The organism is Bacillus sp. SB49 (assembly GCF_000469135.2).
GTDB lineage: Bacteria > Bacillota > Bacilli > Bacillales > Halobacillaceae > Halobacillus.
The window spans coordinates 2,810,698-2,825,290 of sequence record NZ_CP048117.1 but is presented as its reverse complement, the minus strand read 5'-3'; the positions used below and the strand labels follow the sequence as shown (position 1 = coordinate 2,825,290).

At 45.6% G+C, this 14,593-nt stretch carries 14 protein-coding genes; 9 read left to right on the top strand and 5 right to left on the bottom strand.

The annotated features are described in order from the left end of the window. Positions 1-6 precede the first annotated feature (6 nt). A complete protein-coding gene (locus M662_RS19770; protein WP_442858836.1) occupies positions 7-963 on the top strand; it encodes a methyl-accepting chemotaxis protein in 957 nt (318 codons plus the stop codon). A gap of 31 nt (positions 964-994) precedes the next feature. Here the strand turns inward: M662_RS19770 and M662_RS14855 are convergent, their stop codons facing one another. Next, positions 995-2,380 (bottom strand): MATE family efflux transporter, encoded by a 1,386-nt coding sequence (locus M662_RS14855; protein ID WP_026578190.1) that lies wholly within the window; start codon positions 2,378-2,380, stop codon positions 995-997. A 237-nt stretch (positions 2,381-2,617) separates the two neighbouring features. Between M662_RS14855 and M662_RS14850 the strand changes: the two genes are divergently transcribed. The 6 genes from M662_RS14850 to M662_RS14825 all read left to right on the top strand — a co-directional run bounded on the left by M662_RS14850 (position 2,618) and on the right by M662_RS14825 (position 7,582). Continuing rightward, the gene (locus M662_RS14850) at positions 2,618-3,508 is read left to right on the top strand and encodes a cupin domain-containing protein (RefSeq protein ID WP_026578191.1); all 891 of its coding nucleotides are present in this window, start codon (positions 2,618-2,620) and stop codon (positions 3,506-3,508) included. A 103-nt stretch (positions 3,509-3,611) separates the two neighbouring features. Beyond that, positions 3,612-4,313, top strand: coding sequence for an ABC transporter ATP-binding protein (locus M662_RS14845; protein ID WP_026578192.1), 702 nt, complete (start codon positions 3,612-3,614; stop codon positions 4,311-4,313). Continuing rightward, on the top strand, positions 4,310-5,677 hold the full coding sequence (locus M662_RS14840; protein WP_026578193.1) for an ABC transporter permease: 1,368 nt from the start codon (positions 4,310-4,312) through the stop codon (positions 5,675-5,677). The genes M662_RS14845 and M662_RS14840 overlap by 4 nt, the downstream gene beginning before the upstream one ends. 142 nt (positions 5,678-5,819) lie before the next feature. Next, positions 5,820-6,845, top strand: coding sequence for a YecA family protein (locus M662_RS14835; protein WP_008634230.1), 1,026 nt, complete (start codon positions 5,820-5,822; stop codon positions 6,843-6,845). 41 nt (positions 6,846-6,886) lie between these two features. Next, positions 6,887-7,102: a hypothetical protein gene (locus tag M662_RS14830; RefSeq protein WP_008634232.1), complete on the top strand. Its 216-nt coding sequence runs from the start codon at positions 6,887-6,889 to the stop codon at positions 7,100-7,102. A gap of 18 nt (positions 7,103-7,120) precedes the next feature. Beyond that, positions 7,121-7,582, top strand: a complete 462-nt coding sequence (locus tag M662_RS14825) for a hypothetical protein (protein ID WP_008634234.1) — start codon at positions 7,121-7,123, stop codon at positions 7,580-7,582. A gap of 34 nt (positions 7,583-7,616) precedes the next feature. Here M662_RS14825 and M662_RS14820 read toward each other — a convergent pair whose 3' ends face one another. Beyond that, positions 7,617-10,073, bottom strand: a complete 2,457-nt coding sequence (locus tag M662_RS14820; RefSeq protein WP_026578194.1) for a glycoside hydrolase family 13 protein — start codon at positions 10,071-10,073, stop codon at positions 7,617-7,619. A 129-nt stretch (positions 10,074-10,202) separates the two neighbouring features. Beyond that, positions 10,203-10,682, bottom strand: coding sequence for a YdcF family protein (locus M662_RS14815; RefSeq protein ID WP_162129304.1), 480 nt, complete (start codon positions 10,680-10,682; stop codon positions 10,203-10,205). Between the two features lie 334 nt (positions 10,683-11,016). On the opposite strand from M662_RS14815, the gene M662_RS14810 reads away from it, so the two are divergent. Further along, positions 11,017-11,226 carry a YkvS family protein gene (locus M662_RS14810; protein ID WP_008635516.1) on the top strand — a complete coding sequence of 70 codons (210 nt, stop codon included), beginning with the start codon at positions 11,017-11,019 and terminating at the stop codon, positions 11,224-11,226. Between the two features lie 219 nt (positions 11,227-11,445). After that, the gene (locus tag M662_RS14805) at positions 11,446-11,700 is read left to right on the top strand and encodes a hypothetical protein (protein WP_153017415.1); all 255 of its coding nucleotides are present in this window, start codon (positions 11,446-11,448) and stop codon (positions 11,698-11,700) included. 101 nt (positions 11,701-11,801) lie between these two features. On the opposite strand, the gene M662_RS14800 is transcribed toward M662_RS14805, so the two are convergent. Both M662_RS14800 and M662_RS14795 read right to left on the bottom strand, forming a co-directional pair. Beyond that, positions 11,802-12,923: an LCP family protein gene (locus M662_RS14800; protein ID WP_026578196.1), complete on the bottom strand. Its 1,122-nt coding sequence runs from the start codon at positions 12,921-12,923 to the stop codon at positions 11,802-11,804. Positions 12,924-13,120: 197 nt separating this feature from the next. Then, a complete protein-coding gene (locus M662_RS14795) occupies positions 13,121-14,584 on the bottom strand; it encodes an APC family permease (RefSeq protein ID WP_026578197.1) in 1,464 nt (487 codons plus the stop codon). Between the last annotated feature and the right edge of the window lie 9 nt (positions 14,585-14,593).

The following is a 14,593-nucleotide window of genomic DNA, read 5'->3' as shown; positions in this document are numbered from 1 at the left end:
AATGACATGGTGGACGGCCTTCGTTCTTTGGTGAAGCGTGTATCTCAGGCATCCAATGAAGTAGCAGGACGAAGTATGGAGCTGACTCACTCCGCCAATGAAGTAAAAGAAGGAAGCGGTCAGGTGGCTTCCACCATGCAGGAACTTTCCTCAGGAGCAGAATCCCAGGCGAACAGTTCCGGCAATCTTTCCGTTATGATGGATCGGTTTACGCTGAAAATTAAGGAGGCAGATCAGACCGGCAAGGAAATAGCCGGTACGTCTCATGAGGTGCTTCAGATGACGGATGAAGGAAGGAAGCTGATGCAGCAGTCTGTTCATCAGATGAACAAGATTCATACTATTGTTAAAGATGCTGTGGACAAGGTGCAGGGATTGGAACATCAATCCAAGGAAATCACCAACCTGGTCCAAGTCATTCAGGCAATTGCCGACCAGACGAACCTCCTTTCCCTGAATGCTGCAATAGAAGCAGCAAGAGCAGGAGAACACGGAAAAGGATTTGCTGTCGTTGCGGGTGAAGTCCGCAAATTGGCAGAGCAAGTATCCTCATCTATAGGAAGCATTACGAAGATTGTACATACTATCCAGCAGGAATCTACGAATGTAGCGGGTTCTTTAGAGAGCGGGTATAAAGAGGTTACTACCGGGTCTGAGCAGCTTGAACAAACAGAGGGAACGTTCCTTACTATTCAAGGATCTGTGACGCAGATGGTTGAGCGAATTAAGCATATATCCACCCATCTGGAAGATATAACGACAGACAGCAGCCACATGAGTGCCTCAATTGAAGAGATTGCATCCGTCACAGAAGAAGCAGCTGCGAGCGTGGAGGAAGTGGCTGCCTCCACCAATCAAACGACGGTTTCAATGGAGGAGGTTTCTGCCAGTGCGCAGCAGCTGTCGGAGCTTTCCGACCAATTGAGTGGTAACGTTCGTGAGTTTAAGACTGATTTGGTATGAAAAAAACCTGTGCTTTAAAGCACAGGTTTTTTTATGCATGGTTTTTTTTCTTTAACTCAGTATCATGGTTATTTTGGTGAACGAATGATTTCTTGTACCAGGTTCTTCCTCGCCACCTTCGCAGCATAAGCAGTCCCCGCAGCCATTCGTCGACAATAAAGGCGATCCATATACCGATCAGCCCGTAGGAAAGCGGAAGACCGAGCAGCCAGGCGATTGTGACTTGGACCCCCCACATGGAAAGAATACCGATGACGACGGGATAACGGACATCGCCTGCCGCTCTTAGAGAATTGATGACGACAAGATTGAACGCCCTCCCTGGTTCCAGTAGGATACTGAGCAGCAGTAAGGTCCCGCCCGATGCAATAATTAATGGGTCGTCCGTAAACAAACCGAGCAGGATATCGCTTGAGAAGTAGAAAACGACAGCGACTACAATCGAGACGGTAATCGCAAGCTTCAGACTGCGCATGCACTGCCTGTATGCCCGCTCGGTTTCCTTTGCTCCTATATGATGGCCAATCAGAATTTGTGTGCCCTGGCCGATTGCGACTGAGAAAAGGAATATGAACATCATCAAATTTTGGGCGTACACCTTGGTTGTGAGAGCAGTCGCGCCCATCTGTGCGACGAAGTACGTAATGACCATCTGGCTTGCATTGTACGATAATTGTTCTCCCGCTGATGGAATTCCGATATTCAGTAAACTTTTGATATGCTTGATTTCATAACGGTAGAGGGCTGTCCAAGGAAGAGAACTCGACACGCGTTTCACTAATAGGAGAAAGAGCACGATGAATCCTAAACCACGGGAAACGGCGGTAGAGACGGCTACTCCCTGGACGCCGAAAACAGGCAGCCCGAACGGTCCGAAAATGACAATGTAGTTTCCTATTACGTTGACAATATTCATGCCGATCGTGACATACATCGTATCCTTTGTATGCCCATAACTCCTCAGAATAGCGCCTGCTGTCATGAGCAATGCTTGGACAAAAATCAATCCACCGACGATATTCATATAATCGACAGCTTCCCCCATAAGCTGGGCAGGAAGGTCCATTACGGCAAGAATAGGCTCACTGAAAAGAAATAAGCCGAAACTTAAGAGAAGTGAGAACCACAAGTTCACGCTGAGGGAAGTAACGGAAATGGCTCCTGCCTCTTTCGGTTTTCCGGCTCCTAGGTTTTGAGCGACAAGGATAGCCGCTCCCGTTGCAATAAATCCGAACATGACGATGATAACGGAAAGGATCTGGTTGGCTACCCCTACAGCGGCGACTGCCTCATCCGAGTACTGACTGAGCATGAGGGTATCGGCGTTCCCCATCAGCATATGTAGAAGCACTTCGATGAAAATAGGCCATGTGAGCGTAAACAGTGTCAGTTTCTTAACATCTTTTTCATGAGTCATGACAGGACTCCTTTACACATATATTGGGGCAAACGTTTGCATGAATAAAATAACGAACGCTTCCTACTAAAACTATAGAAAGATTCCTTCCCCGTCAATATAAAAATGGTTCCGCTTACAAAAATGTTAAAAAAAGAATGATCCTTATGGGAAGGAAGTAGGTAATCTTGAAAATGACGGACACTTGGGCACAGGTTGCATAGGATATGGGAGATCATGGATCGAGGAGATGATAGTATGTATCCGAACAGTCATAGGTCGTACCAGAGCCCGGCGCATCCGTCCGTCTATAGACAGGATGGTTCTGAACAAATGCTGAACGGCCTTAAAAATGCAATTAAGTCAGAGGCGGAAGCGGTAGACTTGTACACCCGACTGCTTGCATCAGCGCCGTCTTCTATGCACCAAGGGGAGATGCAGAAGTCGTTGGAAGAGGGGAACGACCGTTTGCAGCAAAGGACAGCGCTTTATATTCAGCTTGCAGGCAAACAGCCGGAATACAAGATTGAAAGGATGCCGTTTCATAGTTATCCGGAAGGTTTGATAAAAGCATATGAAGTAAATGTGCGTAATTATCAGATGGACCGCCAGCAATACTACACCAATCAGCATCCAACCATTCGTCAGTGGTTCGGGAGAGTATGCAATGACGAAGTCATTCAGGCGAATCGCCTGCAGACGCTCGCATATGATGGGAGATCGGAGGGCAAAGATTTTGGCAAGCAGCCTTATGTGCTTAATATCGATGAAGCAACGAAAGCGAATGACACATTTCGGACGGCGATATGGACGGGAGATCATCTGCAGGTAACGTTAATGAGCATCGGTGTCGGCGACGATGTCGGCCTGGAAATCCATCCGGACGTCGATCAATTTCTACGTGTCGAAGAAGGGGAAGGACTCGTACAAATGGGGAGCACGAAAGAAACGGTTACATTTGAGGACAGAGCGTACGATGGTTATGCCATCATGGTCCCCGCCGGAACATGGCATAACGTTATTAATACAGGTGACAAACCGTTGAAGCTCTATTCCATCTATGCCCCGCCCCAGCATCCGTTTGGGACTGTGCACCAAACGAAAGCAGACGCTCTTGCAGCGGAATCCGGGAATCACGGATCAGCTTGAGAACTTCCTTAAGGGAAGTTCTTTTTTTTATGAAAATAAATGAAATGATCCCATCTTCCTCCTCGTCTTATGTAGTAGAAGAGGAAAAGGGAGGAAGGTAAACGTGATTGTCATACGTGGTTTGGCACATTCTTTTTATGTCGGAAAGAAAAATAGTCGTCAGGAAATACCTGTGTTGAAAGGGATTGATCTTAAAATCAATAAAGGGGAAATTGTTGCAGTAATAGGCAAGAGTGGTTCAGGCAAGTCCACACTTCTGAATTTGTTAAGCGGATATATCAAGCCACTGCAAGGGGAAATTGTACTTAATGGTACAGACGTTACTGCTTTATCAGAAGGCGATTGGGCTACGTTTCGTGCAGAGAATCTAGGATTCATTTTCCAAAGCTTTCAATTGATTCCGAGTATGACAGCCTTTCAAAATATTGAACTCCCGCTTGTCATGAAGGGGATCAATGAGGCTGACAGAGGGGCGATTGTCAAATCAATGCTTGCGAAAGTCGGCCTTGACGACTATGCAGAGCATTATCCGTCCGAACTGTCTGGAGGACAGCAGCAGCGGGTATCCGTGGCACGGGCGCTCATAGTCGAGCCCCCCATTATTTTAGCGGACGAGCCTACCGGAAGCCTGGATCAGGAAACAGAAGACGAACTGCTTTCTTTTGTTAAACAATTGAATGAAGAAGAAGGCATCACCTTCGTTCTGATTACTCATGATGAAGAAGTGGCTTCCGTTGCGGACAGGGTCATCCGTCTGGAAGATGGCTCGGTCGTTGAACGATTGGATAAGGGGGCGATCCGATGAAGTGGAAAGACAGGTTCCGATTTATCCGGCAGAACATGAAGAAAAACAGATCCCGTGTTGCGATGACCATGCTTGCGACAGCGATCGGCTGCGCGTTCCTTATCATACTTGCTTCCGTAGGTATTGGGGCTCAGAAATATATTGTCGATGATTTGATGAAGGATAGGGCTGTTACGGAAGTTTCCATCTTTGGGAAATCAGAAGTGGCCGAGGGAGAGAATCCTGCACTCACACAGCAGGACGTCGATCGTCTGGAGGAACTGGATGGGGTAAAAGCCGTCTCCCGTTCTACGATAGTGGAGAACCCGGCTGTAACCAAACTTGGAGACTATGAAGTCCAACCTTCTGTGGAAATGGTGGATTTTAATTCTGAGAAGAAGGCTGGATTGAAGCTGGCTGAAGGACGCATGCCGGCGAAAGAAAATGAAGTGCTGGTCGGCTATCACTTCGACAAACTACTCGTCAATCAGGAGGAAGGGGCGGATGAAGAGCTTTATGATCCCGATGGACTTGTAAAAAAACAGAATCGCTATGATGAACCGGTATTAGGGAAGTCAGCAGACATTGAAATAGAACAGATCAAAGAAGGGGAGCGCGTAACGAACATGTATCCTGTTACGATTGTAGGTGTGGCGGAAGAACCTGCACGGGATTGGGAAGTAGGAAATGAAGTATTAATCTCTGAATCCATGCTTGAGAAAATCGAAGCATTTACCGGTACGAAGAACGGTGCGCAAATACAGACAGCGATGAGCGATGACGAGATTGCACTGCTCCAGGATCTAAACGAACCTCGTTCTTTCAGTGAAGTCAATGTCATTGCCGGAAGCCTGGAACAGGTGGAGAACGTAACAGAGGAATTGAAGAAAGAAGGGTATAATGTTTATTCCGTAACCGAGCAGATTGATGAAGTGAATGTCGTTTTTGCAGTCATCAAGACCGGTCTTGTCATCATCGGAACTATTGCTCTTCTAATCGCGTCCATCGGTATATTCAATACGATGTCCATGGCCGTAACGGAACGGACACAGGATATCGGCATCATGAAAGCGATCGGCGGTCACCCGAAGATGATTCGAAGTATCTTTTTAATGGAAAGTGGCTGCATTGGTTTGATCGGTGCCTTAGCAGGTGTCCTCGCTGCTTACGCTGTCAGCATTGGTATTAACTTTATTCTGCCTTTGGTAATGAAACAAGTGTTTGAGGAAACGCCGGAGGCAGCGATTCAGTTGTCCTTTATCCCACCCTATCTAGCAGTCGCCTGTGTCATTCTCAGCATCGGCATTGCTATGATATCAGGATGGAAGCCTGCGAACAAGGCAACGAGGATTGATGTTCTGCGTGCGCTCAGAAGGGATATATAGCTGTCAGGATAGGTCCTTGCACCCCGATTTCCATTAGGAGTGCAGGGTCCTTTTTCTTAGATTTTTTTAAGAATTTTTGCATGTTCGGTCAATATCCGTTACCCTAGTAGAGTTGACGTTTAGAATTAGGAGAGGAATTAATATGAGTAAGATCAAACGGAATGACCCATGCCCTTGTGGAAGTGGGAAAAAATATAAGAAATGTTGTATGAATAAGAACGTAGAGGGATTAGGTTCTGTATCGCTCCATGAAGAGCTGAACAATCATTACAGTCACTTGATGGCTTATGTGAACCGCAACTACCCGAATTTGGCTCCGCTGGAGCAAAAAGAGACCCAGGAAGAAGAAATCGAAGCGGCCTTCCGAATGGTGCAGAAGGTCTTTATGGAAGAACAGGAGAATGGCGGCACGATCTTCGATGAGTTCTTTGAGAAGAAAAAGAAAAAAATAAACCGACCTTCCACGCTTGCTTCTATGGAAGAGTGGAAGCAGCCGAAGACCGGCATTTTTAAAATTGTCAACGTTGACGCTGCTCAAAGTGTCACCGTCGAGGACGTTTGGACGAAGGAACTGTTGGAAGTCAATCAGCAGGGGATTCCTCTTAAGGAAGAGAACTATGCGCGCATGCCTTACTGCATTGGTATCCTTCTGAAGTGGGGACCGGTCTTTAACTTCATTCCATTGTCCATCCCTAATTATGAGGAATCCTACCTTTCCTTCCGAGAACAGCTGGAAGAGAATTATGCTGCATCAGAAGCATCCTCCATCGAGGCTTATCTGGAAGAGACATTTATTGAATCCCTGAGAAAATGGATGTTCATGAACGGGGAGCAGCAGGTGCAGACAGAAGAGCAGGCAAAAGCAGCTCCTTCCAATGAAAACGATGAAGTGCTGGAGTTGTTGCAGCTGGATATGGATGATCAAGAAGCGGTTGATCGACTGGAGAGAGCATGGCTGTCTTATAAAGAAGCAGAGCAGCCGAATCTTAGAAAGCCTGAAGTCGTCGCTGCAGCGCTTGAGCATATGTTTGTCACAACGACGTACTTCCGGGAAGAGACACAAAAAGTTACAAAGAAAGCTGTTGCTGAAAAATATGGGGTAAGCCCAAGCAGCATGACAAACCGGATCAATCAACTGAAAGAGTATTTTGACACGATTACAGAATAAAACTTCTGGAAAGACACCTGGATACAGGTGTCTTTTTTTGGATGAAAAAGCTTACCGCACAGGAAATCCCTAAATACGAAGAAAGATACGCAATGGATAAAAAGGAAAATCAAGATAATCCGTTGGCCTTGGGCAGAGGGGCATCCTGTTCAATCAGCCAAATTTGCGGACAGTCAACCAGGCATAAGGATAAAGGACAAAAAAGAGCCCGCCATTTGATGCCAGGCTCTTTTTTGTCCTTCTTCTGCATAGGGTAAGGAAGGAGGGGGGAAGAAATGAAAAGGAAGAAGCAGCCTGCATTAATCCTCTTCATTCTGTTCTTATTGCTGACACTGATAGCTGCCGGAGCATTTTTCATTATGACAAGGCCGAGTTATCAAGCTGAACGAGTGGTCGATGAGTTTTATACGTTGGAGCAGGAAGGCGAGTACAATAAGTCATGGGAATTGTTACATACCAGCATACAGGAGAAATTTGCGAAAGGACCATACATCCAAGACCGATCCCACGTATTTATGAACCACTTCGGTGCGGACACTTTCACCTTTACGATAGACGGCAAGAAGAAAAGAGATAACTGGAAGATGGAGAAGGATGGGGAGCCGTTTGGTGTTGTCTACGAAATGGTGGTCACACAGACGTACCATGGTAAATACGGACACTTCCTTTTTACACAATTCGTTTACGTTACGAAGGAAGAAGGGGAATGGCGTATCCTATGGGATTATAATAAGTGAGCCCCCTCCATCTATACGGAGGGGGCTCACTTATTTATCTCAGTTTACCTTTGACTTCAAAGGCGGATACTGTTTTTGCTTCACTTTCAATCATCAATTTCCCTTTATGACTCTTGTATTTATCCTTGTCCAACAGTGATTGGAGCTGCACACGATTAGGGGTACGCTGATTGTATAATTCAAAAGCGTCCAGGCGTTGATTCTCTGTTCCCTGGTTAACGACGACTAATACATGATTTTTACGTGTTTTCCTTTCAAAAACAAGGACGTCTTCATCAGAGTAAACAATCCTGAAATCGCCGTGGGTGAGCGCCTGCTCCTTCGTGCGGATATCAATCAACTTCTTGTAATGATTTTTGATTTCCCTGTTTTGTTCCTGCTTATTCCAGGGCATAAATTCGCGGTAATAGCGGTCCTTCCATTCTTCTACAGCATTGTGGTCACCGCTTTGGGACAGCCCTACTTCATCACCGTAATAAATGATCGGTGCTCCCGGAAGCAGGAATTGAAGAGTGGCCGCGTTTTTCATTGTCGTTTCGTTCTCCTTCGCTTCATAGAAGAAGCGTGGCATATCGTGGCTGTCAAGGAACGTAGCAGCGACGAATTCCTCGGCATACCCGTTTTGGATGGTTTCAAGCGAAGCAGCCAGTTCGTTCATCGATTTTCCTTGAATAAATGCGCCGTGAAGAGCGGTTTGCGTTTCGAAATCAATAGCGCCGTCAAGCTTGCCGGTGTAGGATGTGATCGTATCCAAGTCATCCCATACCTCTCCGAAAATGAATGCGTTGGAATCAATCGACTTTACTTTATGTCGAAAGTCGACCCAGAAGCTCTGGCTCGGTCCTTTGGCATAATCAAGACGAAAGCCGTCGACACCGATGTCTTCCATCCAGAATGGAACGACTTCATTCAACATGTAGTCCCTCGTGTCCGGATTGTCATTGTTCAGCTCCGGAAGCTCTTTGACACTGTAGAAAGTATCGTATTCGTCCGGCCATTTGGTAAACGTGTACCAGTCATAGTATTTACTGTCTGTTCCTTTGGACAGGGCATCTTGGAAAAAATCATGCTGGTTCGATGTGTGGTTGGGAACGAGATCATAGATGACTTTCATATCCCGTTTGTGCGCTTTTTTGACCAGTTCTTTCATCAGCTGATTGCTGCCGAACCGGGGATCAACTTTCATAAAATCGGTTGGATGATAACCGTGGGAATAGGGCCCTTCATAGATCGGTGAGATCCATAACGTATTGACACCCAGTTCTTCGATGTAATCCAGCTTATCGATGACTCCCTGAAGGTCTCCTCCCATCCAGCCTTTCAGTTGTTCGTCTTTCGGAAGATCAGGCTGAACGGATGTGTTGTTGGTTACATCGCCATCCCGGAAACGGTCGACGAAAACTTGATAGATGACTGCTTCTTTTGCCCATTTCGGCGATTTATAGTCATCGACATAGTAAGCGAACTCCGTTGCTTCCTCAGATGTCAACGCGTTATTATCAGCAAACTGGGACCCTTCAGATGACTTGTTCCACACATCTATCTTATATTTGACGCGGGTCTTGTTCTTTTGAGCAGGAATGGTGCCTTCCAATATGGACGTCTGTAAACCGTCCGGGGCAGTAGATGTCTCTTGAACAGTAAGGAAGGACGTCCTGCCTTGAACAGCTGTTCCGCGTTTTCCATCTGGAATCGATCCGTCTGTCGTGTAGTAGACCGCGCCTGCGTCAATTGGGCCGAAATGCCGGACCTCTACTTCTACCTGGACGACGTCTTTTTTATTAGGAGTGTAAGGGGCGTGATTAAAATCATGACGCACAGATTGGGCGACTGGAATTGTCAACCATTTGTCGACTTTATCGTACACGTTGTCGCCGTCTTCACGCAGCGTTACGGTCCGCGGATCTGTCCGATCTTCCTTATAAGCTTCACCTGAAAGGCTGTAGAAGTAGGTAAGCTCCTTGGAAGCATCCCCGACAACGCGGAGGGTGTAGATGCCGTCTCCTGTTTTCTCCATCGGGCTGACGGTGTAATTGAAACCGTTTTTGCTTGATGCGACAGTCGGGATTGCCCAGTCCGGTGTCTCTTCAGGCACAGACAAATTCAACGTGACACTGCCGCTGTGGGTATCCGCTAAGCGGATATCAACGGTCCTTTCTTTGTCCGGATGGAAGGTAAAGATATATTTTCCATCTTGAGAAGGGGTGAACGTCAAGTTCGATCCTTCCATCCACTTGCCGTCATAGACGAACTTGTATTCCACGAGTTTTCCACCCTTTAGTTCCACAGGTGCACTTTCCCAAAGCTGCTTCTCTGCATCATAAGCAAGTGGATGATTATCCGACCCCCAATCCAATGACTCCGCACTGCCGCGAAGAACTACCTTGTCATATGTAGTCTCCGCCGCATCCGCTTTCTGTGCAAACGGTTGCGCAAAAAGCAAAAACAAAAGTGCAATACCGACCAATGAAATAAGCGACCACTTTTTCATTTTCTGCATTCCCCCTCATAATAATGAAATCGCTTTCATAATATAGAATAAAGCTTCGAATGTCTATGGGACTAATCTAGTGATTTCCAGAAAAAAGAAAAGGTAGAGGGGACTCTGCCCTCTACCCGATTAATAAGTCAGCAGTCTGACGGAATAGGCGATATACTTCACATACTCACTGAACGTCATTTTTTGTTCCCGCTCATTTAATCCGTCACTTGCGTCGAAAAAGGAGGGGGCGAATGCATAGGAAAGGTCGATGGAATCTTCATAGATCTTATCAAAGGTCATCTTCGTCCTACGGGAATGGTAATCGCTTGTTACCACAATTGCTGAAGTGAAGTCGTATTTGAACATGATTTCTTCGGATAATACAGCATTATCCAAGGTGCTCTCGGCCTCCGTTTCTTCAATAATCGCGTCCGATGGAACACCCAGGTTCTCTGCGTCCTCTCGTGTTACGCCCTTCTCTGTAGAATTTGTGAGAATGATAGAATCGGCAAGTCCTTGATTGAAGAGATCGACGGCATAAGGGAGACGGTTGGATTCGCCGCTCAAAACAATGAGAGCATCTGCCGGCTGCACGTCTTCTGAATCCTCTATGAACAAAAAGCCACTCCCTAAGTTGTAGAGTATGATGATTCCGGTAATGAATAATACAAAGGTAATTGCGAAGATACTTAGAATAACTTTCTTGACTCTCGGCAAAGGTGTGTGCACCATAGACTTCCTTTCTATGTAACGAGAAATTATAGAATATTTTACCACATGTTTTGACATAATTGTTAGGAGGGTATAACAGTTTAAGTCTGGTTCGACTTGTTTTTTTTAATGGAATCGAGTAATATATCCTGTAAAACATTTTATTTGAATTGTTTGTCAATTAGATGTAAAATGAATTCAACTTTGTTGAAAATATGAATATGAGAAAGGGTAGAGAAAGATGATAAAGCCTGATGATCGCATTGCAACACCCGGTCAAATAGTAACGTTTGAAAGAAACGATATTGTTTTTAAAGGAAGAGTAATCCCCAGTCAATGCCAACAGTCTGTCATCGTCGACCTGACCATCATGGACAATTTAGCAGAGATTGACTTTGAGTATGACAGAACTGTAGTGGCTCATACCAATTACCGCATTATAGAAGAATAGTGTTGAACCTCCTCTTATATAGGGGAGGTATTTTTATGTAGCAATGCTTTATATCGTAATATATACGACGAGTCAATATGATAATTTTTCCTATACTTTATTTTATAGGAAAAAATCCTGTGTTCATCTTCCATTTTTTTTATTACTATTAAAAGGAGGGGGACGTACCGGGGGATTCGTGAATAAATGAGCATGAGAGGATGAAGTGGTTTGGCGCATTTGACTAAATTACTTTTGGATCAGGATGAACTATCGATCACCGGGCGCTATAGTGTGCGTATCGATAAGACAATTGTCATTGAGCCTCTTCGGCACCTGACGGAAGACACCTTCCGTAATTTGCTTAGAAGTAAAGCAATTGTGAAGCGGATCGGAATTCGCAGACAGGAAGATGAGAGCTTCCTGACGTTCGATGGACCGTACTCTTTCCGCAGGGTGAACGGTATCTTGATCTTCCAGCGTACGGCAATATAATCCATACATAACATCTTTAGAACTTCCAAACAGGAGTGGGGAGTTCTTTTTGATTGGTATGATGAAAAAAAGCGCCCGCATTATTTGCGGGCGCTGCTTCGTTATTGGGAATAATAGTTGTCTTCTTCATACTGCGAGTCCGATGAGTTGTATTCATTGGACTGGTTATAGCCACTGTCGGTTTCTTCGTAACTAGATTCATTCGTCTGGCCATTTTCTTGTTCAGCTGGTGGATCGAGATTCAGAGCATCTCTCAATTTCGTTTGAACATCAAAGAGACTCTCCTCATCAGGAGTGAAGTAATACAGTCCATCCTGCAACCGTTCATTGACACCTTCAATTTCAAATGTCTTCGCATTAGACTCGGAAGAGAAGGCTTTCTGAATCGCGTAAATTTCACGTGGACTCAAATTCGTTTGAATGTTCTTCCCTAAAATATCAGTAATTTCTCCAACTTTAAAGATGGTACCGGCTGAGATAGCCTCGTCCATGGCGGCCTTGATGAATTGTCTCTGTCTTTCATCCCGTGGATAGTTGACGGCGGCTGCCTGTTTTCTCATCCGAACAAAGGCGAGGGCTTCTTCTCCATCCATCTTTTGTGGTCCTGCTTCAAATTCAATTCGTTTATCATGATCGAGGTGGCTCCGTTCCCAGAACCCTTCTTTGACATCAACCGTTACTCCTCCAAGTGCATCAACAATTTCAGTGAACCCTTGGAAGTTTACGGTGACATATTTATCTATAGGAATGCCTAGCTCATCTTCAATCGTTTCAACCGCTAAGCGTTCGGCCCCGTATCCGGAAAGTTCCCCGATTGAATAGGATGCGTTTAATTTATGGTAGCCGGCATACTCTTCCCCGACTTTGGATGCAGGTAGTTCAATCTGCGTATCCCGCGGTACAGATGTCATCGTCACTTCATTCGTTTTTGGATCGAGTGTCATGACAATTTGGGTATCCGCCCGCCCGGCTTGTCCGTTTGTGGAGTAATCTTCTACTCCAAGGAGCAGAATAGATATTGGATCATCCCCGATATCTACGGCTTCTTCCCGCAAATCAGACTTCTCGCCGCGATCTAACCCTTCAAAAGATGCTGTATAAACTTGGGAAACGTAATAAAAGCCGCTCCCCACTAATAGTCCAAGTAATAACAGGACGAACACGAGCCTTCTTATCTTTTTCTTTCGGCTGCGCCTTCGAACGCGTACAATTCGTTTAGCCAATGGTTACACCTCAATTCTTAACCTCTCGATGTTCTATTCTATCACAATTGTCGATAATGGAAGAACAAGTTACACAGGTGTATAGATTTGTAATTTATTTGTCATATTATCCCGAATTCTGAAACTTTCACGTTGTTTTTCCGTCTAAATCTATAACAAAAGCAAAGAACCTTCCTGTTATAAGGAAGGTTCTTTTATTAATCGATTTCTTCTTTTTCAAAAATGAGGTAGTTCATTTCTTTGCGGCTGATGCTGTTGTAACGTTTAGCATTAAAGAGATAAAAGGCGAGTCCGATCATAATCCAAACACCGAGAGCGATGTAGGATTCCCTTCCTAGTGCTGCGGGAGACCATGGCAGCAGGAGCAAGGCGAGGAACCCGATGGAGCTGATTATTCCGATCAAGGACAATGCTTTCCTTCCGGGGGCAACGGTTTTAGGGAAGCTCCCGTGTTTATCTTGTTCCGACCAAGCCAAAAATTTATAAGCTGCAGCGGTACAGAAGAAATATGCGACAGCTACACCAGTCGAAGACATGTCTACGACCCACAGCAATGCCTCTCTGCCGAACCACGGGGCAAACAGACAAAAGAACATCGTAAATAGGATGCCGATGTATGGCGTATTATATTTCGGATGAAGGCGCCGGAAAGCATCTGGGAGAATTCGGGCGCGGCTCATAGCAAACGTCAGTCTGCTTGACGAAATGTAAAAACCGTTCAATCCAGTAAATATTCCCATACAGACAGCCAGGGCAATAATGAAGACACCGGCTCTTCCAAGGTAACTTTCAATCGCATCTCCTGTCCCCCATACCGATCCCGTGTCTTGTATATAGGTAAGAAGTTCCTGCCATGGCATGGAGCTCGCTGTCACCCAGATCATTATACTGTAAGCGAGTCCGGCTGCGAGAAGAGACCAGATAATCAATCCGAAGGCTTTCTTCGGCTCGAATTCGAACTCTTCTGCTGCCTGGGGGATATTATCAAATCCTACATAAGCAAAAGGAGCCAGGGCTAATATTGTTAAAATGGAACCAATTGGTGTCTTATCAGGCGAGAATCCAGGAGACATATTGGTAAGGCTCGGGCCCTCCGTCAGGATTGCTCCGATCGCGAGCAGCACAATTCCGGCAATGAGCAGCACGCTGAAAAAGAATTGTGTACGCCCGGAAAAGCTCGCTCCACGGATGTTTAATAATGCGAATACAATAAGAGCGATACTGGCAATAGCAATTTGAATGATGGATACGTCATAGCCCGCCACTGTGTATAGGTTTCCGGTATGGACGAATTCCGGAAAAAGAAATTTAGCGAGCAGAGCCAGCGCTGATGCATTCAATGCAACGATACAAATATAACCAAGTGTTAAAAACCAGCCGGCGAAAAAAGCAACCTTTCGACCGAATCCTATATAGGCATAGGCGAATTCCCCTCCGGTTACGGGGAATTTCTCAATCAGAAACCCGTAGCTGACGCCGATAATCATCATCAGGACAGCTCCAAGAAGAATACCGATCGTCACGCCCATAGGCCCTGCTTGATTAATCCAATCGGTAGGCAGCACAAATGCTCCCCAGCCAATGGCGGAACCAAAGGCAATAGCCCAGACCCAGTGAGGCTTAAGGGATTTTTCTAATTTTTTTCTTTCTGACGTAGTCATGGTGTCATA

What these genes read in the sequence shown, in the direction of transcription:
- M662_RS19770 (WP_442858836.1), top strand. Translation starts at nt 7, where the DNA reads ATGGTGGACGGCCTTCGTTCTTTGGTGAAGCGTGTATCTCAGGCATCC.
- M662_RS14855 (WP_026578190.1), bottom strand. Translation starts at nt 2,380, where the DNA reads ATGACTCATGAAAAAGATGTTAAGAAACTGACACTGTTTACGCTCACA.
- M662_RS14850 (WP_026578191.1), top strand. Translation starts at nt 2,618, where the DNA reads ATGTATCCGAACAGTCATAGGTCGTACCAGAGCCCGGCGCATCCGTCC.
- M662_RS14840 (WP_026578193.1), top strand. Translation starts at nt 4,310, where the DNA reads ATGAAGTGGAAAGACAGGTTCCGATTTATCCGGCAGAACATGAAGAAA.
- M662_RS14835 (WP_008634230.1), top strand. Translation starts at nt 5,820, where the DNA reads ATGAGTAAGATCAAACGGAATGACCCATGCCCTTGTGGAAGTGGGAAA.
- M662_RS14830 (WP_008634232.1), top strand. Translation starts at nt 6,887, where the DNA reads ATGAAAAAGCTTACCGCACAGGAAATCCCTAAATACGAAGAAAGATAC.
- M662_RS14825 (WP_008634234.1), top strand. Translation starts at nt 7,121, where the DNA reads ATGAAAAGGAAGAAGCAGCCTGCATTAATCCTCTTCATTCTGTTCTTA.
- M662_RS14820 (WP_026578194.1), bottom strand. Translation starts at nt 10,073, where the DNA reads ATGAAAAAGTGGTCGCTTATTTCATTGGTCGGTATTGCACTTTTGTTT.
- M662_RS14810 (WP_008635516.1), top strand. Translation starts at nt 11,017, where the DNA reads ATGATAAAGCCTGATGATCGCATTGCAACACCCGGTCAAATAGTAACG.
- M662_RS14795 (WP_026578197.1), bottom strand. Translation starts at nt 14,584, where the DNA reads ATGACTACGTCAGAAAGAAAAAAATTAGAAAAATCCCTTAAGCCTCAC.